Annotated in this window: 14 protein-coding genes; 8 read left to right on the top strand and 6 right to left on the bottom strand. The window is 62.7% G+C overall.

The window, feature by feature from the left end; translation table 11 throughout:
- Nucleotides 1-9 precede the first annotated feature (9 nt).
- The 4 genes from FNA46_RS04675 to FNA46_RS04660 are packed head-to-tail and all read right to left on the bottom strand — an operon-like array spanning nt 10 to nt 3,493.
- Nucleotides 10-834 (bottom strand): amidohydrolase family protein, encoded by an 825-nt coding sequence (locus FNA46_RS04675; protein WP_142881173.1) that lies wholly within the window; start codon nt 832-834, stop codon nt 10-12.
- 24 nt (nt 835-858) lie between these two features.
- Nucleotides 859-1,284: an RbsD/FucU family protein gene (locus tag FNA46_RS04670; RefSeq protein WP_142881172.1), complete on the bottom strand. Its 426-nt coding sequence runs from the start codon at nt 1,282-1,284 to the stop codon at nt 859-861.
- Nucleotides 1,285-1,308: 24 nt separating this feature from the next.
- Nucleotides 1,309-2,340 (bottom strand): aldo/keto reductase, encoded by a 1,032-nt coding sequence (locus tag FNA46_RS04665; protein ID WP_142881171.1) that lies wholly within the window; start codon nt 2,338-2,340, stop codon nt 1,309-1,311.
- 40 nt (nt 2,341-2,380) lie between these two features.
- Entirely contained in the window at nt 2,381-3,493 is a 1,113-nt protein-coding gene (locus FNA46_RS04660; RefSeq protein ID WP_142881170.1) for an iron-containing alcohol dehydrogenase, read from the bottom strand.
- A 266-nt stretch (nt 3,494-3,759) separates the two neighbouring features.
- On the opposite strand from FNA46_RS04660, the gene FNA46_RS04655 reads away from it, so the two are divergent.
- Genes FNA46_RS04655 through FNA46_RS04640 form a run of 4 tightly spaced genes read left to right on the top strand, consistent with a single transcriptional unit; the run spans nt 3,760 to nt 8,417 of the window.
- Nucleotides 3,760-4,443: a GntR family transcriptional regulator gene (locus tag FNA46_RS04655; protein WP_142881169.1), complete on the top strand. Its 684-nt coding sequence runs from the start codon at nt 3,760-3,762 to the stop codon at nt 4,441-4,443.
- Nucleotides 4,444-4,445: 2 nt separating this feature from the next.
- On the top strand, nt 4,446-5,978 hold the full coding sequence (locus tag FNA46_RS04650) for a UxaA family hydrolase (protein WP_142881168.1): 1,533 nt from the start codon (nt 4,446-4,448) through the stop codon (nt 5,976-5,978).
- Nucleotides 5,979-6,022: 44 nt separating this feature from the next.
- On the top strand, nt 6,023-7,591 hold the full coding sequence (locus FNA46_RS04645) for a GMC family oxidoreductase (protein WP_142881167.1): 1,569 nt from the start codon (nt 6,023-6,025) through the stop codon (nt 7,589-7,591).
- A 28-nt stretch (nt 7,592-7,619) separates the two neighbouring features.
- Nucleotides 7,620-8,417: an SDR family NAD(P)-dependent oxidoreductase gene (locus FNA46_RS04640; RefSeq protein ID WP_142881166.1), complete on the top strand. Its 798-nt coding sequence runs from the start codon at nt 7,620-7,622 to the stop codon at nt 8,415-8,417.
- 197 nt (nt 8,418-8,614) lie between these two features.
- On the opposite strand, the gene FNA46_RS04635 is transcribed toward FNA46_RS04640, so the two are convergent.
- Nucleotides 8,615-10,345 carry a ShlB/FhaC/HecB family hemolysin secretion/activation protein gene (locus FNA46_RS04635; protein ID WP_185969730.1) on the bottom strand — a complete coding sequence of 577 codons (1,731 nt, stop codon included), beginning with the start codon at nt 10,343-10,345 and terminating at the stop codon, nt 8,615-8,617.
- A gap of 175 nt (nt 10,346-10,520) precedes the next feature.
- Nucleotides 10,521-17,738 (bottom strand): two-partner secretion domain-containing protein, encoded by a 7,218-nt coding sequence (locus FNA46_RS04630; protein ID WP_142881165.1) that lies wholly within the window; start codon nt 17,736-17,738, stop codon nt 10,521-10,523.
- Nucleotides 17,739-18,245: 507 nt separating this feature from the next.
- Here FNA46_RS04630 and FNA46_RS04625 point away from each other — a divergent pair.
- The 4 genes from FNA46_RS04625 to FNA46_RS04610 all read left to right on the top strand — a co-directional run bounded on the left by FNA46_RS04625 (nt 18,246) and on the right by FNA46_RS04610 (nt 25,172).
- A complete protein-coding gene (locus FNA46_RS04625; protein WP_246102856.1) occupies nt 18,246-18,722 on the top strand; it encodes a hypothetical protein in 477 nt (158 codons plus the stop codon).
- 553 nt (nt 18,723-19,275) lie between these two features.
- Nucleotides 19,276-20,490, top strand: coding sequence for an efflux RND transporter periplasmic adaptor subunit (locus FNA46_RS04620; RefSeq protein ID WP_142881163.1), 1,215 nt, complete (start codon nt 19,276-19,278; stop codon nt 20,488-20,490).
- A gap of 8 nt (nt 20,491-20,498) precedes the next feature.
- Entirely contained in the window at nt 20,499-23,672 is a 3,174-nt protein-coding gene (locus FNA46_RS04615; RefSeq protein WP_142881162.1) for an efflux RND transporter permease subunit, read from the top strand.
- A gap of 9 nt (nt 23,673-23,681) precedes the next feature.
- Nucleotides 23,682-25,172 carry an efflux transporter outer membrane subunit gene (locus tag FNA46_RS04610; RefSeq protein ID WP_142881161.1) on the top strand — a complete coding sequence of 497 codons (1,491 nt, stop codon included), beginning with the start codon at nt 23,682-23,684 and terminating at the stop codon, nt 25,170-25,172.
- The last annotated feature ends 58 nt before the right edge of the window (nt 25,173-25,230 follow it).

The following is a 25,230-nucleotide window of genomic DNA, read 5'->3' as shown; positions in this document are numbered from 1 at the left end:
CGGCCGATGTCAGACGCCATAAAAGCGGGCGGCGTTATCCTCGAAAATCTGGCGTAACGCCTGCGGTCCGAAATGCCTGGAGAGCAGGGTTCGGGCGAGATTGGCGACTTCCGAATAATGCGCTGCGAGCGTGCAGACCGGCCAGTCGCTGCCGAACATCAGCCGGTCGGCCCCGAAGCAGCGGGCGACGTGATCAACGTAAGGGGCAAAGTCCGCCAGCCCCCAGTCGGCGCGCGCCTCCGTGACCATGCCCGAGACCTTGCAGGAGACATTCGGGAAGGTTGCGATCTCCTCGATATGCGCCCGCCAGGGATCGAGAATGCTGTTTGCGATGTCGGGCTTGGAGATGTGGTCCACAACGGCTCTGAGTGTCGGAACCTCTTTCAGCGCGGCAATTACATGCGGCAGATGCCGGGTAAAGGTCAGGATGTCGAAGGGTAGACCATGCTCTGCAACGGTCTTCAGGCTGTCGAGCACGCTTGGCCGCAAGATGTAGGCGTCATCGTCAAGCCCCTGCAGCATGGGCCGGATGCCGACGAATTTCGGGTGCTGCCGGTAGCGGCCGAGACGTGCGGCAAAGTCGGTCGCCTCCATGTCGATCCATCCGACGACACCGGCGACGAAATCCGTTTTCTCCGCGACCTCCAGCAGGAAATCGGTTTCGGCTTCCGTCTCCGCTGCCTGAACGAGAATGGTGCGGGTGATGCCCGCCCGCCGCATGTCCTGCGCCAGATCGCTTGGCAGGAAATCCCGGTAGATGGGGCCGAGTTCGGGTGTCAGCCAGCCGTAATCGCCGCGCTCCACCTTCCAGAAGTGTTGGTGACTGTCGAGCATAAGGGTCTCCTCCCCGGTGGCGCGTCAGGCGGGACGCACTACGCCCTTCTTGAGGATGATGTTTCCGTAGAGCCGCCGCTCGCCCGTGGACACCACGGCAAAGGCGGTCTTCGAGCGGTCGTAGAAGGCAAAGCGATCGATGGGCTGGAGGTCGATGCGGCGATGCTCGGCACGTTCGATCAGGGTTTCGAACTCGGCATAGATGGCGGGGCGCTCCCCGGGCGCATCCATGACGGCAGCGGGAAAATCGACAAAGTCATCGAGCGGCAGCAGGGAGAGGATCGCTTCCAGCACCGCGCAGGCATCGATACCCGGCATCTGGACGAGACGTTCCGCCACCGCCACGGCGGGGAAATTGGCGTCCGTGATCACGATTTCGTCGCCATGGCCCATGTCTGCCAGAATGGCCAGAAGATCGCCGGTCAGAAGGGGATGGATGGTCTTCAGCATGCTATGTCTCCCGGACTGTATCGATCAGCGGTTGGTCAGGCCCCTGGACTTCAGCGTCGCCCAAAGCTCCTCGGGAATGTCCTGTTCGAACCATTCGATGTTGGCGGCGATCTGCGCCGCCGTCTTCGCGCCGATTGCGACGCAGGTGGTCGCCGGATGGCGCAAGGGAAACTGGATGGCGGCGGCAGGAAGCGGCACGCTGAAGCTGTCGCAGACAGCGCGCAGCTGTTCGGCGCGCTCGATCATATCGGCGGGCGCGTCGGCATAGTTGAACTTTCGCCGGCCGGAGGTTGAAGCCAGAATCCCGGAGTTGAAGACGCCGGCCACCACCAGCGCCATGCCGTGCCGTTCGGCCAGCGGCAGGAATTCCTCCTCGGCATCCTGATCGAGAAGCGTATAGCGACCGGCCAGCATGGAACAGTCGAGATCGGCCTCCTCCAGCGCATCGCGGATGATCTGCCACTCGTTGACCCCAAGGCCGAAGCCCCTGATGTCGCCGGCATCGCGCAGTTCGGAGAGCGCCTTGAAGCCGCCGCCCCTGGTCAATGCGGTCCAGTGATGCTCATGCAGATCGGCATGGGTGACGCGACCGATGTCGTGCACAAAGAGAAGGTCGGGACGGGGAAAACCGAGACGCTGCTGGCTATCATCGAAGCTGCGCATCACGCCGTCGTAGCTGTAGTCGAACACCTCGCGGAAATCGAGCCCGTTCCACCAGCCGGGATCGAGGGGGTTCTTCGGGGGTGCGGGGGGCAGCGTGCGGCCGGCCCGCTCGGTGGTCATCAGGCGACCGACCTTGGTGGAAATCACCCAGTCGCGGCTTTCCGGGCTCTTTTCCCTCAGCAATTCCCCGACGAGATGTTCGGCGCGGGTGTTGCCGTACATCGGCGCCGTGTCGAAATAGCGAAGTCCTGCATTCCAGGCTTCGGTCAGCATGGCCGTGGCATCCTCTTTCGCCACGGGGGCGTAAAGGCCACCCAGCGGCGCGCTGCCCACGCCGAGGGCGGTGACGCTGATGCCGGTTTTGCCAACGGGACGTTTGTCAGTCGCTTTCATGGTTCTTCAATTCCTGGATTGGGGATGCGCCGTAATGGCCTCAGGCCGATTCCTGCAGAAGCATCCGGTAGTCTTCCCGGCTCGCGCGCCGCGGATTGGTGGCATGGCAATGATCCATCAGCGCTTCGCCGGAAACCTTGTCCATCATTGCGTCCGTCACGCCCATTGCGGTGAGGCCGGAGGGCATGCCGATATCGCGGTTCAACGCGGCGATGACCTCATCCGGCTGACCACCGAGGATTTCGGTCATCACATCCCACTTTTCGCCGATCACCGGGCGGTTGAAGCGCAGCACGGCCGGCATCAGCACGGCATTCAGCGTGCCGTGATGCAGGTTGAGTTCGCGAATGGCGCCGAGTGGATGGGTCAGCGCATGCACGGCGCCGAGACCTTTCTGGAAGGCCATGGCCCCCTCGAGCGCTGCCATCATCATGTCCCAGCGGGCGTTACGGTCCTGGCCATCGGCCACCGCCTTGCGGATCGCGGGAAAGCCGCGCTTCAACCCGTCGAGCGCAATCGCATCGGCGGGCGGGTTGATCGATGGCCCCATATAGGTTTCGAGACAGTGCGAGAGCGCATCCATGCCCGTCGCTGCGGTAAGAAACGGTGGCAGCCCGTAGGTCAGTTCCGGATCGCAAAGCGCAATCGACGGCAGCATGTGAGCGCTGAGGATGCCGAGCTTGCGCCCCTCCGCCGTGATGATGACGGCGGCGCGGCCGACTTCGGACCCCGTGCCCGAGGTGGTGGGCACGGCAATCATCGGGCATATCCTGCCATGGATCTTCGCGGCGCCGCCTTCCACGGCCGTATATTGCGCAAGCGGCGCAGCATGGCCGGTCAGCAGCCGTACGGCCTTGGCGAGGTCGAGAGACGATCCGCCGCCCAGACCGACGATGCCGTCGCACTTCTCCGCATCATAAAGGGCGTAAGCGGCCATGACGGCATCCTCAGTCGGATTGGCCGGTGTCGCGTCGAACACGACCGGTCTCCGGTCGAAGAGCGCAAGGACCTGGTCGACGAGGCCTGCCGAAACCAGCCCCTTGTCCGTCGCGATCAGAGGCTGACGCACACCAAGTTCGGCCAGCAGGCCCGGAAGCCTTGAGATGGAGCCCGCATCGAATTCGATGCGCGTGAGATAATTGATGGTCGCCATGTGCTGCCTGTCTTTCGGCCATCGGCTCTGCGCGCGAGCCGATATGGCTGCGCCTTGCCGGTGCGATGTCACTGTCTTTTATGCTGATGATGGCCCGGGCCGGCCTCCTCGCCAGCCCGGGCGTTCGCTCCCTTGAGGCCTGCAAATTTCCTCTTGCGCCCCAAACTAATATATGAGTTATATAAATGCAGATCGAAAAGCAGCTGTCAACATGGTTCTGAAACTTCCTGTGAACCTCCTAAAATGTTGATTTTCGTGAGATTGATATGGATACAGACAAAACAAGACCTGTCCCGAAGGCCGAACAAATATATTGGTTGTTGAGGCAGGCGATTGTCCATCTAGAGATGCAGCCAGGGGCGGTGATCTCCGAGAAGGAGCTTTGCGCCGAGTTCGGCGTATCCCGCACGCCGGTCCGTGAGGCCTTGCAGCGGCTTGCGGACGAGGGGCTCGTCGACATCTTTCCGCACTCCGGCACCTATGTCAGCCGCATCTCGTTCAAGGTGGCAGAGGAAGGTTTCGTCATTCGGCGCGCGCTCGAGATCGAAAGCGTGCGCAAGGCCGTGGCCAATGTCACCGACGCCGAGATCGACCGTCTGAAGACGCTGATCGCCCAGATGGAAGGCATTCTCGCGAGCAATGAGCTCGAGAAGTATCTCGACTGCGACGACATGTTCCACAGCGCGATTGCCGGCATCAGCGGCTATCCGCGGATCTGGAAATTCATCACCCTTGCGAAGGTGCATCTCGATCGCATGCGCCAACTGAGCGCACCGGTTCCCGGCCATCTGGCGATGGTGACAGAGCAGCACGACACCATCGTGCGGGCATTGGCAAGCCGCAGTGCCGATCAGGCGGAGCTGGCCATGCGCATCCATCTCGACACGTCCTTCGCGGTCATGGCGCGAATGTATGAAGAGCAGGGCGCCCTCTTTGACGGAAAGGAATGAGAATGACGATCTATTCGGCTTCGTCGCCTCTGTTGCGGCTGAATGCGCTCGATAACGTGGCGGTTGCCCGCATAACGCTTGAGCCGGCCGCACTTCCGGAGCTTGGTGGTGCAAGCCCGAGCAGCAGGATTACGCAGGGCCACAAGGTTGCAATCGTGTCCCTGGCACCTGGCGATGCCATCGTCAAATACGGACAGGTCATTGGTTTCGCGACTCGCGAAATCCGCGTTGGCGACCATGTTCATACCCACAACATGGCCATGCGGGACGTGGAGCTTGCCCATGAATTCTGTGTGGATGCCAGAGAGGTGGCGCTTGTCCCCGCCCCGGCGACATTTCTGGGGTTCGAACGGCCGAACGGCGAGGCGGGAACGCGCAACTACATTGCCATCGTTTCCTCGGTGAACTGTTCGGCCACGGTCGCCAAGGCCGTTGCGCAGCATTATGCCCTGCCGGGGCGGCTTGAGGCCTATCCCAATGTCGATGGCGTCATTGCGCTCACCCATGCGGGCGGCTGCGCCATCAACACGGCGGCGGAAGGCTATCGCTATCTCACCCGCACGCTGGCCGGCTATGCCACCCATGCCAATGTTGGCGGCGTGGTCATGATCGGTCTTGGCTGCGAAACCAACCAGATCCCCGCCCTGCTTGCCGCGCATGGCCTCAAGGAGGGAGAACGGTTCCATACACTCACCATCCAGGCAACCGGCGGCACGCGTAAATCGATCGAGGCGACCATCGCCGCAATCGACGCGATGCTGCCTGCGGTCAATGCGCTGGAGCGCACGCCGCAGCCGGTATCGAAGCTGAAGCTGGCGCTGGAATGTGGCGGATCGGACGGCTATTCCGGCATCTCGGCCAATCCTGCGCTCGGCCATGCGGCCGATCTTCTGGTGAGCCATGGCGGCACGGCCTGTCTGGCGGAGACGCCGGAAATCTACGGTGCCGAACATCTGCTGACACGCCGCGCCAGGAACCCGGAGGTGGCGCAGAAGCTTCTGCAGCGCATCGAGTGGTGGCGCGATTACGCCGAACGCGGGCAGGCAGAGCTCAACAACAATCCCTCGCATGGCAACAAGGCGGGCGGGCTGACCACCATTCTTGAAAAATCGCTGGGTGCTGTCGCCAAGGGCGGCACGACACGGCTCAACGCCGTCTACGAATATGCCGAGCGGATTACCGAAAGCGGGTTCGTGTTCATGGATACGCCCGGCTACGACCCGATCGCGGTGACCGGGCAGGTGGCGGGCGGCTGCACGGTCATCTGCTTCACCACCGGGCGTGGCTCGGTCTCGGGCTTCAAGCCCGCGCCATCGCTGAAGCTTGCCACGAACACCCCGATGTATGAGCGGATGCAGGAGGACATGGACCTGAATTGCGGCACCATCGTCACCGGTGACGAGACGGTGGAGGAGGTCGGCCGGCGCATCTTCGAGGCGGTGATCGCCACAGCGTCCGGCGCGCGAACGCTGAGTGAAACCTACAATTATGGCGATAACGAATTCGTGCCCTGGCAGGTGGGCGCAATCATGTGAGGAGCGCCCTTCGGAGGAAGGACACGCAGGCACGGGAGAGAGACATGAGTGAGTTGAAGACATTTTACGATGTGATCATCGTGGGAGCGGGCGTTGGTGGTGGTGCCCTTGCCAATCGCCTGGCCGATAGCGGTCGCAGCATCCTGATGATCGAACGCGGGCCGCGCCTGGTCCGCGAGGACGACAACTGGAGCGTCGACGCCGTTTTTCACAAGAAGAAATATGCCACAAAGGAGGAGTGGCGCGACAGGCATGGCCAGCTCTTCAATCCCAGCACCTATTACTATGTGGGGGGTAACAGCAAGTTCTTCGGCGCGGCGACACTGCGCTTTCGCCGGGAGGATTTCGAGGACCTGCAGCACGAGGCGGGCGTGGCGCCGGCCTGGCCGGTTTCCTATGACGAGTTCGAGCCCTATTACGCCATCGCCGAGCGTCTGATGGGAACCCATGGCACGGCGGGGCTTGATCCGACCGAGCCGCCGCGCTCCGGTCCGATGCCGCACCCGGCCATCGGCCATGAACCCGAAATCGCCTTCTTCGAGAAGAAGCTGAAGGCGCGTGGACTTAATCCGTTTCCGCTGCCGATCGCCATCGATTACCATCAGGGTGGCAGCTGTATCCGCTGTCGCACCTGCGACGGTTTCGCCTGCAAACTGGGCGCCAAGGGCGATGCGGAAGTGCGCCTGGTCAATCCGGCGCTGGCTAAGGCCAGGGGCAAGATCGAACTGATCACCGAAACCTTCGTGCATCGCCTGCTGACCGATCCGGGCGGCAAGCGCGTCACCGGCGTGGAACTGACCCACAGGGGGGAGCGGCAGGTGGTCGAGGCCGATCTTTTCGTCTCCAGTGCCGGCGCCATCAATTCGGCAGCACTTTTGCTGCGCTCGGCCAATGATGCCCACAAGCGCGGTCTCGGCAACAACATGTCCGATCAGCTTGGCCGCAATTACATGGCCCATAACAACACGGCGATGATGGCGATCTCGCCGTTCAAGAAAAATCGCGTGGTCTTCCAGAAGTCGATGGCCATCAATGATTTCTACCTCGCCAACAGCGAGAAGCCCTATCCGCTCGGCAATGTGCAGGGGCTTGGCAAGTTGCAGGGCGGCATGCTGACGGCGAGTGCCGCCTGGGCGCCGGAATGGCTGATGTCGGCCTTTGCCGATCGCAGCGTGGACTGGTGGCTGATGTCGGAGGACCTGCCCGACCCGGACAACCGCGTGACCGTAGATCCCGATGGTCGCATCCGCCTCAGCTATACCGCCAACAACCTGAAATCCCACAATGAGCTGGTGAAGGTCTGGTCGCGTATCATGCGGTCGCTCGGCTATCCGCTGATCATCACCAACAAGATGGATATCAAGGTCTCCATGCATCAGTGCGGCACCGCGCGCTTCGGAAAGGCGCCGGAAAGCTCGGTGCTGGACCCGCATTGCAAGGTCTGGGATATCGACAATCTCTATGTCGTCGATGCCTCCTTCCTGCCGTCCTCGACGGCGGTTAACCCGTCGCTCACCATCGTCGCACAGGCGCAGCGCACCGCCGAACATATTCTCGCCCGCTGGGGCGAAACCGTGACCGCCACGCCCGAAGCATCGCCGACGGCTGCCTGAAACGTCCAATTTTCTGGGAGGAAAGACAATGTCCAACACGGCAACAGACTATCGCCGCCTGTTCGATCTCACGGGCCGCAGGGCCGTCGTCACCGGCGGGTCGCGCGGTATCGGCAAGGCCCTGGCCGAGGCACTGGCCGCCCATGGCGCGGATGTCGCCATCGTTGTCCGCTCCTCGATGGAGCGTGCCGAGGACGTGGCTGCCGGTCTGAGGGCGCAGGGGCGCGACAGCTTTGCTGTTCAGGCCGACGTGTCTGATGAAGGCGATGTCGAACGCATGACGCAGGCCGTGGTCGATCGCTTCGGCCGAATCGACATCCTCATCAACAATGCCGGTATTGTGCTCCCGACGCCCGCCGAAGACTGCAGCCTCGACCAATGGCGGCAGACCATGGCCGTCAATCTCGATGGTGTCTTCCTGGTCTCCAAGCATGTCGGGCGGCAGATGATCGCGCAGAAGAGCGGTTCGATCATCAATATCGGCTCCATGTCGGGGCGGATCGTCAACTGGCCCTTCCGTCATGCCGCCTATAACGTGTCCAAGGCCGGCGTGCATATGCTCACAAAGGCGCTTGCAACCGAATGGGCCGAGCACAACATTCGCGTCAACGCGCTTGCGCCCGGTTATATCCGCACGGAACTGACCGACGAAGTTCTGCGCGAGCATCCGGATGTGGTTGCCAATCATTGGGCAAAGGGCGCGGTGCAGAACCGGATCGGCACCGTGGAGGAGCTTGCCGGATCCGTTGTCTACCTTGCCAGCGATGCAGGGTCGTTTACCACTGGCGAGGTGATCACCGTCGATGGTGGCCTGACGCTACGATAGAGGCCGCCTTCTGTCGGGAAGCGGGCCATCGCCGCAAACGCAGGGGGACAAGCCCGCGACGCAACATCCTGGGTCCGGCGTTCCCGTCGGACCCTCAACACCGGCCGCAATGCTCCGATCGCGTCCTATCCTTCATGCCACGAGAGCGTCAATCCGGCTGATGCGGCCGGGGCTGCCATCCAGGCCGCCGCGTCGCCTCAGAAGCTTGCGATGAAACGCATGTTGAAACGGTTTTCCGTGTCGAGGTCCGTTGCAGTTCCGTGCGCATATTCAAGGGTCAGCGTTGCCGCATGCGGACTTGCAATTTGCGACAGCCCGAAACGGGCGCCGATGCCGACGGACGTGGCGCGCGTGATGCCATCTTCGACGGACGTTGGCTGTTCGAGCTTCGCAATGCCGGCCGCGGCGAAAAGATAGGGGGCAAATGCGCCGCCAAACGGATCGGCAAGGGCGAGTTGCATGGGGAAGGAGATTTCCGCGCGCAATGCGGCACCTGCGTCCCCCTGCAGCTTGCCGCTGTCGAAGGCGGACAGCCAGTCGAAACCGCCCAATCCAAACTGCTCGGAGGATGCCAGGGCGTCGCCGAACGAAGTCTGTGCCTTGGTCGAGACGGACAGATGGACCTGTTCGTTCAGGAAGGACTGGCCATAGCCGAGCGAGAGTTCAAGCTTGCGGAAATCCGGCTCCGCGCCGTCGCGTGATAGAGGCAGCATAAAAGTCCCGGAACGGGCGCCAAGGGCATCGAGGCCAAACGACGCGGTGAGGCTGCCGGATATAGAGCCGCCCCATGGCAGGATGGCATCCGCCGTCTGGGTCAGGCGGAAGATCCGCAATTGATCCTCGGTAAAAGGCGTCGTGATGCCGCCGAGATCCAGTCGCTGCTGTTCCTGCGTCACATCCAGGGAAACGGCAGAACTCGCATTGATGTCCCGGCTGCGCAGCCAGCTGTAGCCAAGCTTGGTGGAAAGCCGCTGATAGTGATCCTCGAGTGTGTAGGCCAGCGCGGAGGTGGGGTGCGTGCGGCTATCCACGGCTTCCATGTTCAGCCATGCCCCATCGGTTCCCAGCGGAAGGGTGAAGCCGGCGATGATCTGGCGGTTGCGCGGATCGTCGCTGAAGATCCCCTGATTGAGGCCGGGATAGCCGTTGATGCGGAGATAGCCGACGTCGCCAAGCCCTAGCGGGTTGTTGAAGTCCAGACCGAGCCCAAGGCTATAGTGGCCCAGATTGGGGGCCAGGCTGTTATCCAGCGTCATGGTTGCGGTCACGGCGTCGTACCGGCCATCGATGACGAGGATGGTGCCCCCTGGGCTCGTCCCGGCCTTCAGCGTTGATCGCAGCATGACGCCGGGAATGTCTCCCGCGAGAAGCAGACGGCGCTCCAGTTCGGCCTTCGTCAGGCCCGACCTGCCGACAAGCGGAGCAAGCATGGCATCGACCCGCGCGCGTACTGCCTGCGGCAGCGCGGAGCTGTCGACGGATTCCACCTGTCCGTCCGTGACGACGAGGCGCAGCGGCCTGCCGTTTTTCACCGTCTGGGGCGGCAGGCTGACGCGCACCAGGATATAGCCAGCCTTCGCATAGGCCTCTTCCAGCTTGCGTGCGGCGGCAAACAGATCCGCGCCCGTCACCTGCCGGTCCTTGAGCCAGGCTTCCACGGCTGCGGTTTCTGCGGCAAGCTCGGGACGTCCGCCTTCGACGACCAGACCCGAGGGCGTTACCGTGAGCTTTTCGGCCCCTTGCGGTGCGTCCTGCCCGGTGGAGCCATCCAGCGACAAGCCGCCCTCGACGGGGCGCACCACCGGCGGCGCATAGCTCGGCGCAACCAGCTGGCCTGCCGTCTGGGCCTTTGCAATGTTTGCAGGTGTGGCCAGCGCGGCCGCAAGGACCACCGAACCCATACCCGCCGTCATAATCGACTTCATCATGTGCAGTGCTACTGTCATTGACCGGATGAGGGCGCCCGGCGGGGTGCCTGTCCTGTGGGTTGGAGGCGGGCTGTCGAAGGCGTTGGCCTGGAAACAGGGGCTTGACGTCTTGCGGAACGGTTCGGTGTCGGCCGCGGTTCGCCCGATCCCGCGAAGAGGGCATGCCAAAAGGTCATCAGTTCAAGCCGCATGTTCCCCCCTGCTGATCCTGCAATGCACAGACGAAGCCCCGAAGCTGGCGATGTTCCACGCTCATGAGGACATTCTCCTCAAGGCTCGCCGTTCCTGCGGACTCCCAGGTATAGAGAACACCCTGGAGAGTGTTGATTGACGCAGGCGCGACGATCGGCGGATCCGGAAGATGGCCCGCCGTTGCAAAGCCGGTGGGGGTCACGCGCCCATCCACCTGGAAGGTTCCGTCGACGTAGTTCAGCAGATAATTGCCGACAGCTGTTCCGCTGAGGATGCCACCCGCGGCGAAGGTCAGATACCCTCCGCCTGCAGGTGAGGTGGCGGTCGCGTCTGTCGATACCGTAACGCCGGACAGCATGGTGGCATTGTCGCTGTTCTTCCAGCCCGTGACGCCGTAGCTCAGCGAAGGCACCGGTCCGCCATAGGGCATGCGGCCGTTCTGCGCGGTAATCGTCAGGGTCGCTGGATTGATGGTCACATCCGCACCGACATAGGTGATGTCGTAGTTGGCATTGGACAGGGAGCCCTGCGCGATCCCGTAGGTTCCGACATCGGAGAGGGAGGTTGCGGTGGTGCTGAGGGTGCCCGAGAGACTGTCGCCGATCACAAGGCTGCCACTGGTCACCCGATATGTCAGGCCGGGCACCGCATCCCCATAGACCATGACGCCGGCATCTGCCGCAACGGTGATGGCGCGCCGGTCAATGGTGAGGGAGCCGGCCACGAAATCGATATCGTAGCCGAGTTGACCGGAATAGAGCCCGGAGAGCTTGAGGTTGCTGCCGGAATAAGTGCCGGCATCATCGCTCGATGCGGTGTAGATGGCTGTTCCCGAGACCAGGCCCGCGGTGTAGCCGGATGGGCTGTAGGTCACCGTGCCCAGGCTGGAGGACGTCGTGGTGCCGTCATAGGTCTTGCTGCCATTGCCGCCCGTCACCGTGAGGCCGGTCATGAAGCTGCGCAGCAAGGGGGCGGTATAGCCATCATAGATGCGCCAGATGGAGGATGTTCCGCCATCGTCATCAATGTTCCAGCCGGCGCCGGTGAAGGTGGAAAGAGCAGTCATCTGCGGGGTTGCAAGTCCGACCACGCCTGTGGAGGATCCCGCTCCGATGCCGAGCGCGCTTCCAGATGTTGACGTGTTCCAGAAACTTGCCGTGACGGGCCCCGAATTGAGATAGCCGATGAACCCACCGCCGTAGGTGGCGCCGCTGGCTGAGCCGGTTGAATAGCTGTTCGAAACCGCGCCGTCATTGTATCCGACGAAGCCCCCGGCATAGCTTCCGGCAGACACATTGCCGGTCCCGTAGGACTCTGAAATGTCTGCGTTATTGCGACCGACAAGGCCACCGGCATAGGTGGTGCCGTTCACCGCGCCCGTGGCGAAGGTGTTGGAGATGTCACCGGAGTTCACGGCAACAAGGCCGCCGGAATACAGGCCGCCCGATGCATTGCCTGTGGCGTAGGAGCCGGTGATGGTGCCCGAATTCACCGCCACGAGGCCCGCCGTTGTCGTGTTGGTCGCAGTGCTGCTTGTCACCGTGCCGGTGGCAAAGGAATTGCTGATCGAGGCGCTGGCATTTTGGCTCGCGCCGGCAAGACCACCCGCACTCACGTTGGCCTGGGAATTGGTCACGGTCGCCGAGGAGGACGAGTTGATGATCTCCCCGTTGCCCTGATTGTTGCCGACGAGGCCCCCGAGATAACCGGAGCCAGCGTTCGGATTTCCGGTGTTGAGGACGGTGCCTGAGGTTTTGACATTGTTAATGGTGCCCAGGTTGGAGGCCGCCAGCACGCCGGCGACGACGCCGTTCACGCTCGCGTCGACCGTGAGATTGCTGACGGTTGCGCCGGCACCGATCACGCCGAACAGACCGGCCCGACCGGAGTTATCCGCGAAAAGACCGCTGATCGTGTGGTTGGCGCCATCGAAATTGCCAAGGAAATTTGAAAGATTGGTGCCGATGGGGTTGAAGCCCATACCTGAATTCCAGTTCGCCGAGCCCGATGCGTCGATGTCGCCAGCAAGTGCGAAGTTCTGCGACAGCAGGCTGCTGGAGCCGATCCCCTGAAGGCCATAGAGGTCGGCAATCTGATAAGGCGTTGCCGCCGACCCGTCGCCGCTTGTTGCGCGCAGGAAGGTGGTTCCGCTGCCGAGCGTGAAATGGGTGGCGGCAAACGAAGGAAGTGTCGCCGCGGTCTGGCTCCAGGTGCCGCCGGAGAGGTTGAACGTGCCTACATCGACGGCGCTGGAGGTGGTGGCCGTGCCGCTGGCATTCACGATCAGCGTGCCGTTGCTGCCTGTGACTGCGCCGCCGAGGCTGATGTTTCCCCCGGAGGTGGTGGAAAGAGCCAGGCTCGAAGCCGTCGTCCACGATAGCGCATCCGCGATGGTGAGGGCCCCGGCCGCCGAGAGCGTGACCGCGCCGTTCACGCCCAGGGTGCCGCCACTGTCTATGTTCAGGAGACCGGAAGAGCCGATATTGGCATTGAGCGTGTAACTGCCCGTAGTGTTCAGATAGACTCCGTAGCCCGCCGAGGTGGTGAGGGGTGCGAAAGAGCTGGACGAGAGGAAGGACAGATCGGCATCTGAATAGCTGCCACGCGCTGCGAGATAATTGGTGCGCGTCGCGGACAGCGTCGACTGGCCTGTGATGACGTGAGCGGCGGTGCCATAGATCGCAACGTTCTGAACGCCGTTCGAGCCTGGCACATCCGAGAAGGCCGCACCCTGGGTGCTGCCGTTGTCGAGATAGGTGATGACGCCGGTGGCGGCCAGCGAAGAGGCGGGTGTCAGGATGTAATAATAGCCATTGTTCCCGGTGACTGCGCTGCCAATGCTGTTGCCGCCGGAAACCGCCGTCACGATCTGTCCGGGAAGCTGCGTTAAGCCTGCATCGCTGTAGGCGACTCCTGAAATGGCAACCGGGGTCGTGGGATAGCGCCAGCCGAAGTAGGGGTAAAGGCTTGTGCCCGTGCTCCAGATGGAAGAGGAAAACCCGGGGGGAAGGCTGCCTTGCAACTGCGCGGTGGTGCGTGCGGTGATCCCGCCGCTGCCGCCGAAGATACCGCTCGACTGGCCGCTGGTCTCGCTGTTCCAATAGGCCGAGGTGATGGCCGAACTGATGTTGTTGTTGTAACCGGCGAAGCCGCCGACTAGCGAACTGCCGGTCACATATCCCGTCGAATAGGCGTTGGTGATCGTGCCATGGACATAGTTCACGCCGACAAAGCCGCCGATATTGCTCGCGCCGGAAAGACCGATCACCCGGCCGGAAGCATAAGCATCGGTGATCGTGCCCTCGTTATGTCCGACAAGGCCGCCGACCGGCCCCATCGTGCCCGTGACTGTGCCGGTGGCATAGGACTGGGAAATGGTGCCGCCATCGTTCGAGATATAGCCGTTCGACCCCACAAGGCCGCCCACGTAGCCAACGGTGGCGCTGGTCCCGGTGCCGGTGACGTTTCCGGTGGCATAGGACTGCGTGATGGTGCCGCCGTTGATGAGATAGCCGACCAGCCCGCCAACATCCCAGCCCACGCCGGTCACGTCGCCGGACGCAGACGAGCCGCTGACACTGCCGCCGTCGACCGTGCCGATGAGCCCGCCCGTATTGACCTCGTTCGTGCTCAGGCCCGACACGGTCGTGCTGGCGGACCCGGAGGAGACGGAACCGCCGGACATGTAGCCGATCAGCGGTCCCACGTTGTCATTGCCGTCAATGCTGCCGCCAGAGAGCGTCACGTTGCTGATAGTCGCGCCGTTGGTATAGCCGAACAGACCGACATAATTGGTCGAAGCGCGGCTGATGGTCAGGCCCGTGATGGTATGGCCCTGGCCATCGAAGCTGCCGGTGAAGCCGGAGCTAGTGGTGCCGACTGGCGAAAAGCCGGAGGCACCCCACAGGCCACCATAATTGCCGTTGCCATCGACGGCCTGCGCGCTCGCCATGTCGATACTGGCACCCAGCTCATAGCTGGCGGACAAGTCCAGCGACATCAGTTGCAATGCCGTGGGGGTCGCGATCACTGTGGAATATTCGCTGCGCAGCATGGGCCGCGTCTCGCCCGCGATCATCACCCAAGTATTGGTGAAATCAAAACCGCTGTAAATTGATTGAGTGCGCGGAGCGCTGGAAATATCGGTCGCTGTTCCAGTGATGGTCGCGCCGGAGGCACTGCCAACGGCGGACGCCTGCCCCGTCGAATTGGCATCCCAATAGGCATTGTTGAGCGTAAAGGAACTGGGAGACGCAGGATCGTCGAAGCCGATCAGGCCGCCCGCGCTCGTTCCTGTCACTTTGCCGCTGGCATAGACATTGGTGAGCGTCAGGGGGGTGACGCTGAAGGTCTGCCCTATGAGCCCGCCGACATATGTCGCCCCCGTCACCGATCCGGTGGCGTAGGAATCGGAAATGTCGCTGCTGTAGAGTATGTAGCCTGCAAGTCCGCCGGCGCCGTTTGCCGAGACCGTCACCGATGCGGCGGAAGAGGCGTTGGATAAGGTTGAATCCACGAACCAGCCGGCAACGCCGCCGGCCTCCTGGAACGCTCCGATGGCGCCGGTCACATGAATGTTGGAGAAGATGGACGTGTCGGCCCAGCCCACCAGGCCACCCACGCGGGAGGAGCCGTTCATCGAGACATTGGACAGCGTGAGGTCCCGGACCGTGGCGGACGTCGTGTAGCCGAACAGTCCGATTTGGGATGTGCCGGGGCGGTTGACCGTCAGGCCGTCGACGAAGTGCCCGAGCCCTGTCAAGGTACCCGAGAAGCCCGCGCCGAAAACACCCACCGGAGCAAAGCCCGCACCACTGTTCCAGCTGGATGTGGCCGAGGCGTCGATGTCGTTGCCGAGGGCATAGTTTCCGGCGCCGCTCATGGCCTGAAGGCCGGTGACGTCATGGATCAGCGTATAGGAAGTGCCGTTGATGGAGAGCGAAGCTCCGCCATCCGGCAGGGAAACGCGGGCGCCATTGGTGAGTCTGTAGCTGCCGCCAGAGGAGAGACTGACAGATGCGTTGGAGCCGCTTTGGGTAATGTCCTTCGCGATGATCAGATTGCCCGCGGCGGAAAGGGTCAAGCTGGAGTTCGCGTGGGTGTCGATCAGCGCACCGTTTATGGTGAGATCGCCGGAGGTGGTGACCAGCGATAGCCCACCATTGCTCGTGACACTGCCGGAAACCGTCAGGGCCTGACCGTTTGTGAGGGCAAAGGATCCGGCCGCGCTCGATGTCCCCAGCGCGCCCACGAGATTGCCGGTGTTCGTGAGCGTGATGGCGCCACCATTGGCCGCCGCTGCTGTCAGCGTTCCGGCCCGGATCGCTGTGCCACCGGCCTGGCTGATGCCGCCTGAACCGGCGCTCAGCACCAGTCCGCTGCCGGCATTGCTTCCCGAGATATCGGCGTTGATGAAGACGCCACCGGTGCTGGCATCCGCAAGCAGGGACAAGGTGGTGGCGGCGCTCCACGACACGGCGGCAGCCACCGTGATGTTGCCCGCCTCGGCTCCACCGCCGTTCGTGGTGATTGCAACGTTGCTGGACGCAAGATAGGCATTCAGCGTGCTGCTGTTGATATTGGCGCCGCTGGCCGTTGGCGCAATGTTCCACGGGTTGCCCGATACCGCGATCGAGACATTGCCGCTGCCCGAAGATGAAACGGTGACGTTGTAGGGGTCAATCAGCCAGAGGCCGGCTTTTCCGCTCTGGGCAAGGGTTGAAACGGAGAGGTTGTCTCCAAGAAGCAGATTGTGCCCGGATGTCTCGATCGTGCCGCCGGCCGCGTCACCCGTCGCAGTCGCCGAGATGGCACCGGCAAAGATGGTCGTATCATCGGACCAGAGGACGACCTTGCCCCCCGCGCCCGCGGTCCCGTCGGCCCGGATCACGGCACCTTCGGCCATGAAGGTCTTGTCGGCATTGGGCAGGGCTTCCGGTGCGAATGTGGTGGCAGCGTTATGCCCGCCCTGATAATCGCCACCCAGAAGCACGATGCCCCCCGTCTGGCCGCTCGCATCGATCAGGGATCCGCTTTCCGCCGACACGCGATTGCCGGTGACGAGCACCGTGCCGCCCGATCCCGTTCCGGTGGAACTTGCATCGATTGTCGTATGTGAACCGATCACGGTGGCGCCATCCGCCGTGTCCGTCGCAGCCGCGATCCTGACTGTTCCGCCGCCTTTTGCGCCGGAGGCCGTCACGCGTGCCCCGTTGAGCGCCACCGACTTTCCGGTGACGGCAATCTTGCCGCTGCGGGCTGCCTGGGACTTCGCGGAGACCTTTCCGGAGATGGCGACATGCCCGCCGTCGCCGCCGCCGATCACGATCTCGCCGTTTCGACCTGACACGCTGTCTGCTTCGATCGAGCCGGAGATGTTGACCGCGTGGCGTGCCGCATTGCGGGCCGTAGCGGCCTTCATCACGACGGTCCCGCCTTCCGCCGCGATGGCGCCAGCATTTTCAACGAGGGCGCCATCGCGCTCCGCGCCGTTCTTGGTCGGCAGCGCAACCTGCAGGAAACCATCGCCGGACAGGTCAAGCGTTGCCTGCTCGCCGGAGCCAAGGCCGGCCTTGCCCAGCGGTACCGCAATCATGCCGTCATTCTTCACGGTGCCGCCGATCAGCGCTGCGTAACCACCGCGTCCGACAGTGATGATGCCCTCGTTCGACACACCTGCTGAGGCGCCATTGCCCTTGAAGCTGTACTGGCCGTTCAGGAAATCCTCGTTGGACACATCGAGCGTGGAGGCAACGAAGCCACCGCCGACATTGACGGCGCCTGTTGACGTGATGGCAATGCCGTTCGGGTTTATGAGGTACACCTGACCGTTGCCGGTCACTGTCCCGGCAATCGTCGATGTGGTGTTGCCGGTGACCCGGTTGAGGATGGCGGACGAAGAGCTTGGCTGGACAAAGGTAACCGAATGTCCCTGTCCGACGGAAAATCCATTCCAGTTGACAATTGCCTTGTCGGAACCCTGGGTGAGCGTCATTGCTGAGCCGGATGTCCCGATCGCAACGGAGCCGGACACCACCTGGCCGCCGTTTGGCAATGGCTCTCCCGCCTGCGCTGACCGGCCCGGCAGATAGGGTGCAACCAGCGCCGTCGAGGCAAGAAGTGCGATCGGGAGAGAAGGACGTGACCTTCGGGCGCTGACGGAGCCGCTCACAATCGAAACACAGTGTTCGCGTTGGCTCATCGTAGACAATCCCGATGTTGGGCCGGTTATCCCAGAACTGGGATATAATGGCGTAAAATCGATGCAGCCTTGGCTTATCAAGACAGCGTTGTTGTAGCCAAATCTTTTTCACTCATGGGTTTTATTAGGGTTGGAACGCCGAGTGGTCAATCGTGGGGCGGCGAAATATTTCGTCGACGACTTACATTGTGTCCCTGGTGCGTTACATTCCGTACCGAGCCCGCGACGAAGCGTTTTCCTGCCTGGTGTCTTTGGCCCGTCTTCAGCAGGTCACGTATTGCAACCTCTATCATGCCTGTTCGTCTCCGGCGCGCCGTACCTGTCCGTCGTCTCGGACAAGACGGATTGCAAGGTACTGCAATCGGCCCCGCTCCTGGAACTTCGCCGCCGCCTGCGGGTTGATTTGTCGATCCTCCTGCGGGACCTCTTCCAGCAAGCGGTAGCGGTCCGTGTTTGAAAGACAAACCCATGAACAGATCTTCCGCATGGTTGCTCGCGGCGACGACAATGTGCGTGTTCGCCTCGGGACAGACAGTCTATGCCGACGAGGCCGCATTTCTCAGATCCATGGCCGGTACCTGGAGTGGCAAGGGAATTGTGAAGGTTCGCACCACATCGCCAACAGTCAGTGTAACCTGCCGTTTCCAGGCAAACACGACGCCGCAATCCCTGTCGTTGAACGGAAAATGCACAAGTCTTGCCATCTTCTCGCGGTCCATCAGCGCAAGCCTGAAGGCGACCGGCTCGAAGTATGCCGGCTCCTATATCGGCGCGGGAACGGGGCCTGCCGGCCTCGGTGGGCAGCGTGCCGGCAATACCATCAATCTTGGCGTCACCTGGGCGAAGGAGGTCAATGGCGATCGCCGGGCCGTGATGACGATCGAGAGGATCGGTAATTCCGCCCTGCGTCTCACCACGATCGATACCGATCCCGGAACCGGCAGATCGGTTGTCACGAGCCGCATCGATCTGCGTCGCGGTTAAGGGCTGGCATTGCTGTGGCGCCGCAAGCGGTCACGGATCCCTCCGCGGATCAGAAGCGGGTGGAACTGCCCCGGATCAAGAGGCGCGGTGACGGAAGGCGAAGAGCAGACATCGGGCATTCGCTACGGGCAGCCAGAAACGCGCGATAGCTCGTCTCCTGCCTTTATCCGCCACAGGTCTGTCCTGGAGGTGATAAGTCACGAGTGCGACTGACACGTCGCATGCCCGCAGCGGTCGTCTTCGCCGGCCTTTCACGTTCAGAAAAATTGTAACGGAACATGTCTTGGCCGGTTTTGGAAACATGACGTTACAAAAATGCCGACGCGCGAGACGTTCGGACACGACCAGCCCAAACCCGGAAACGGGCGGCCTGTAAGCAAGGGAATATCACCGGCTGAGATGAAGGCTGCCGTCCTCTCTTCCCAGCTCCCTTCGCGTCGGGCGTGACGTGGACTGGAGACCGGTTGCTCCCGTTCCACACCGCCCTTGTTGGTTGGATCGGTTTATCGTGTCGATGTTTACCAGTCTCCCGCTCCGTTCCCGGTCCTTGGCGATGATGATGCGCCTGCCGGGCGCTCTTGCCGTTGTGTCGCTGATCGCCCTTGCCGGCTGCAGCGATGGCGGGCAGCAAAGCGGGCCGCCCACGGCGAATGTTCGCCCGCAGGTGAGCGTGGTGACCCTGCATCCGCAAGCGGTTGTCCTGACGGCGGATGTGCCGGGCCGGACAGCGGCTTCGCTGGTTGCAGAGGTCCGTCCACAGGTGACGGGCATCATCCGCGCACGAAACTTCCGGGAGGGCAGCGAGGTGAAGGCGGGGGATGTTCTCTACGAGATCGATCCCGCAGTCTATCAGGCGACCTATGACAGTGCTGTGGCGGCCCTGAAGAAGGCGGAGGCCGCAGTGCCGAGCGCGCAGGCCAAGGTTGATCGCTATCGCAGCCTCACCTCTCAGGACGCCGTCAGCAGGCAGGATCTCGACGATGCGGCCTCCACGCTGGCGCAGGCGCAGGCCGAGGTTGCTGCGGAAAAGGCCGCAGTCGATTCCGCTCGTATCAATCTGGACTACACGAAGATCCGCGCACCCATTTCCGGCCGCATCGACGCTTCCTCCGTCACGGTCGGCGCGCTGGTGACCGAGGCGCAGACGACGGCGCTGGCCACGATCAACCAGCTCGATCCGATCAACGTGGACGTCACACAGTCGAGCACCGATCTGCTGGAACTGCGACGTGCCATCGCGAGCGGCCAGATCAAGTCTTCCGGCACCAATGTATCGGTCGCCCTGCGGCTGGAGGATGGTTCGCGCTACGATGAGGCTGGCGCCTTCCAGTTTGCCGAAGCCTCGGTCGCAGCGACCGTCGGTACGGTAACCGCGCGTGCCACATTCCCCAATCCCGACCGGCTGCTGCTGCCCGGCATGTATGTCCGCGCCACGATTGAGGAGGGGGTGGCCCCCAACAGTTTCCTCGTGCCGCAGCGCGCCGTGACGCGTAACCTGAAGGGTGCCCCCGTCGCCTTCTTCGTTGATGCTGATGGGACGGTGCACCAGCGCGAGATCTCTGTCCGTCGCAGTGTCGGCAACAGCTGGCTGGTGGCCGGCGGTGTGACGGATGGCGACCGCGTCGTTGTCGAGGGGGGCCAGCGTATCCGCGACGGCCAGGCCGTGACAGCCGCCGAGGTGCAGATCGACGAGGCGACGGGCGATATCCGCCAGGTTGCCTCGGCCGCGCCGGCCAAGGATGCCGCCGCTCCGCATTCCATCGATTGAGGTGCAGCTTGTCCCGCTTCTTCATTGCAAGACCCATCTTCGCCTGGGTCATCGCCATCATCATCATGATGGCCGGCCTGCTGTCGATCCGCACGCTGTCGGTGTCGCAATATCCGCAGATCGCCCCCACCACCGTGCGCATTTCCGGAACCTATTCCGGCGCCGATGCCCAGACCGTTGAGAACTCGGTGACGAAAATCATCGAGCAGGGCATGACCGGAATCGACAATCTCGACTACATGACCTCGACCTCCCAGTCGAATGGGCAGGCCTCGATCTCGCTGACCTTCACCAATGCTGCCGATCCGGATGTGGCGCAGATGCAGGTGCAGAACAAGTTGCAGCTGGTGGAATCGCAGCTGCCGCAGAGTGTGCAGAGCACCGGTCTGACGGTCAGCAAGTCCAGTTCGAACTTCCTGATGGTCATCGGCTTCGTCTCGAGCGATGGCAAGCTGACCACGACCGACCTGGCCGACTACGTCAACAGCACGTTGAACGACACGATCAAGCGCGTCGCTGGCGTAGGTGACACCCAGCTGTTCGGCTCCGGCTATGCCATGCGCATCTGGGTCGATCCGGACAAGCTGCAGAAATATGATCTGATGATCAGCAATGTCACCTCGGCCATCGAGGCGCAGAACACGCAGGTTGCTGCGGGACAGCTCGGTGCGCTGCCGCAGCGCAAGGGCCAGCAGCTGAATGCGACGGTGACCGCCAAGAGTCGCCTCCAGACGCCGGAGCAGTTCGAAAACATCATCCTGAAGAGCAACAGCGACGGTTCGCTGGTCCGGCTGAACGATGTTGCGAGTGTTGAACTCGGGGCAGAGAGCTACAACACCGCCAGCATCTACAACGGCAAGCCGACGGCGGGTCTCGCCATCATGCTTGCCTCAGGGGCGAATGCGATCGACACAGCAGAAGCCGTGCGTGCCACCATTAACGGGCTCAAGGAAACGCTGCCCCCCAATGTCGAGGTCGTCTATCCCTACGACACGACGCCTTTCGTGCAGCTATCGATCGAGGAGGTCGTGAAGACTCTGTTCGAGGCGATTGTTCTCGTCTTTGTCGTCATGTTCGTCTTCCTGCAGAACCTGCGGGCCACGCTGATCCCGACGCTCGCCGTGCCCGTGGTGCTGCTCGGCACCTTTGCCGTGCTCTCTGCGCTTGGCTACTCGATCAACACGCTCACCATGTTCGGCATGGTGCTGGCCATCGGCCTGCTCGTGGATGATGCCATCGTCGTGGTGGAAAATGTCGAGCGCGTGATGGAGGAGGAGGGGCTGTCGCCACGTCTTGCAACGATCCGGTCGATGCAGGAAATCACCGGCGCGCTGATCGGGATCGCCACAGTGCTGTCGGCGGTCTTCATTCCGATGGCCTTCTTCTCCGGCTCCGTCGGCGTCATCTACCGGCAGTTCTCGGTCACCATTGTATCCGCCATGCTGCTGTCCGTGCTGGTCGCCCTGGTGCTGACGCCGGCCCTGTGCGCCACGATCCTGAAGGCGCCCCGCCACGATGCCAGGTCCAAAGGTGTCTTTGGCCTGTTCAACCGCTTGTTCGACCGCGGCACCCGTGCCTATCGGCAGGGTGTTGGCGGTATCCTGAAACGACGCTTCGTCTTTTTGATCGTGTTTGTGCTGATCGCCGCGGGCGTCGGCTACCTGTTCAATCGCCTTCCCAGTTCCTTCCTGCCGGAAGAGGACCAGGGAACGCTGATCACCAGTGTCCAGCTTCCCGTGGGGGCAACCGCCGATCGCACCATGAAGGTGCTGCAGCAGGTGACGGATCACTATCTGAAAGACGAAAAGGACTATGTGTCCGGTGTGCTGGGCGTTGTCGGCTTCGGCTTTAGCGGACAAGGGCAGAATGTCGGCATCGCCTTCATCCGGCTCAAGGACTTTGCCGAGCGAAAGGCGCCAGAGGCCAAGGCGCAGGCCATCGCGCAACGCGCCCGGATGGCCTTCGCGAGGATCACCGATGCCAATGTCTTTGCGCTCGCCCCGCCGGCCATTCCCGGTTTTGGCAACAATGCGGGCTTCGATTTTTACCTGAAGGACGTGACCGGTGCGGGCCACCAGAAACTCATCGAGGCACGCAACCAGCTGCTTGGTGCCGCCGGGCAGAGCAGCAAGCTTGTCGGCACCCGACCGAACGGGCAGGACGACACGCCGCAATACTCGATCAGGATTGACCAGGACAAGGCAAGCGCCCTCAATCTCGACCTTGCCGATATCGACAGCACCCTGTCGGCGGCCTGGGGCGGAGACTACGTCAACGACTTCATCGATCGTGGCCGCGTCAAGAAGGTCTATGTGCAGGGCAATGTCGATTCCCGCATGCAGCCGGAGGATCTGAAGCGCTGGTACGTAAAGAATTCCGATGGTGACATGGTGCCCTTCGCCGCCTTTGCGAGCGGCCAGTGGACCTTCGGTTCTCCGCGCCTGGAACGCTACAATGGCTCCTCTGCCGTTGAAATCCAGGGCTCGCCGGCGCCGGGCGTGTCCTCTGGCGATGCGATGAACGAGATCGATGCGCTGGTTGCCAAGCTGCCGCAGGGCTTCTCGCACGAATGGACGGGCCTGTCGGCGCAGGAACGCCTGTCCGGCAGTCAGGCGCTACAGCTCTATGCGATCTCCATCCTCGTGGTGTTCCTCGCGCTGGCGGCGCTTTACGAAAGCTGGTCCATCCCGTTCGCCGTGATGTTGTCGGTGCCGATCGGGGTGTTTGGTGCGCTGCTCGCGGCGAAAATCTTCGGTCAGTCGAACGACGTCTATTTCAAGGTCGGGCTTCTCACCACGATCGGCCTTGCGGCAAAGAACGCGATCCTGATCGTCGAGTTTGCCATCGAGCAGCAGCGTCGTGGCCTCGATATCATCGAGGCCACGCTGGAGGCGGCGCGCCAGCGCCTGCGCCCGATCCTGATGACCTCGCTTGCCTTTATTCTTGGCGTTCTGCCGCTTGCGACGGCCAATGGAGCGGGCTCCGGCAGCCAGAATTCCATCGGCATCGGCGTGATGGGCGGCATGCTGGCCGCAACCGTGCTCGGCATCTTCCTGATCCCGCTGCTGTTTGTCGCCGTGCGTCAGGTCTTCAGGGGACACGTCGGGCCGGTCGAGGATGAGGTGGATGCACCTCCTTTATCTGCCGAAGCTGCACAAACCCCTTCCGCATCCAGCCATTGAAGGTGCGCCATGACGTTGATTGATGCCGAGCTCCGCCCTTCCGATCGTCACCCTGTCCGCCGCAGCCTGCTTGTCGTGGTGCTGATGGCGACCTCGATGCTGGGCGGTTGCGTCGTGGGGCCCGATTACAAGATGCCGGACCTGCCGATCCTCAAGAACTGGCCGGCTGCAGCCGGCAAGCAGGCGCTCAAGCCGACGCAGCTTGCGGGCTGGTGGAAGGGGCTCGATGATCCGCTGCTGAACGAACTTGTCGAGGAGGCGGTCCGGGGCAATCTCGATGTGGCGACCGCCAAGGCGAACCTGCGGCTGGCGCGCGCCACCACCCGCAGTGCCGAAGGTGCCCTTCTGCCAAGCCTCAGCCAGTCGGACAGTGCAACGCGAACCCGCAACGCCAGCGGGGATGTGTCCTACAGCACCCAGTACAAGGCGGGCTTCGATGCCAGCTGGGAGATCGATCTCTTCGGCGGCAACCGCCGTTCGGTGGAAGCTGCACGCGCCAGCGAACAGGCAGAAGAGGAAACGCTGCGCCAGACGCTGGTGACACTCGTCGGCGACGTCGCTTCCTATTACGTGGAGGCGCGGGAGTATCAGGCGCTGATCGATCTTGCCGAACGATCCGCAAAATCACAGCTGCAGGTGCTGGCGCTGACCCGCCGCCAGTTCGAGGCGGGCGAGGCGACGGGCATGGATGTGGCCAAGGCCGCCGCAACCGCGGCCTCGACGCAGGCCGATATCCCGTCCTATCGCATTTCTTATGCGCAGGCGGTCCATCGTCTCGGCATCCTCCTTGGCCGGACGCCTGACGCGGTCGAGGCCCGGTTGACGAAACCGGCGCCGATCCCCGTGCCACGGCGCGCCATGCCCTCGACCATTCCGGCCGGGATCCTGCTCAACCGGCCGGATGTCAGGGCGGCGGAGCGTGATCTTGCGGCCTATACGGCAAAGATTGGCGTGGCGGAGGCCGCGCGCTATCCCTCGATCAGTCTGAGCGGTGCCGTGACCACATCCGCCGCCAGCGTTTCCGATCTTGCGCGCAAATCCACCATCGGCTGGACGCTGGGTCCGAGCGTGTCCATTCCGCTGTTCCAGGGCGGTCAGTTGAAGGCTGCCGTCGATGAGGCCAAGGCCACGCGCGACAAGTATTTCGTGGCCTATCAGTCGGCCGTGATGACGGCAATGGAGGATACTGAAAACGCCGTGATCGGCCTGACCCAGTCCCGTCTGAGGCAGGACAAACTGCGGCAGTCGGTGGCGGGCTACCGACAGGCGGCTGAGCTTTCGCGCACGCTTTTCCAGTCCGGTGCCTCGGGTTTCCTCGACGTGCTCGACGCGGAGACGTCTCTCTATTCTTCCCAGGAAAACTATATCCAGAGCACCGCCAATACGGCCACCTATTTCATTTCGCTCAACAAGGCGCTCGGTGGTGGCTGGTCCGGAACGATCGATGCCGACCAGCCGCTGGTCGTGGATCGCAACGAAGGGCCTCATCCGCAGCCGTGAGGACGGACGCCGTCATCGCAAGAGCCTCCGATCGCTCGACGCCCCCGATATGCCGGGC

Source organism: Affinirhizobium straminoryzae (genome assembly GCF_007004135.1).
GTDB lineage: Bacteria > Pseudomonadota > Alphaproteobacteria > Rhizobiales > Rhizobiaceae > Neorhizobium > Neorhizobium straminoryzae.
This window is presented reverse-complemented; position numbering and strand designations above follow the sequence as displayed.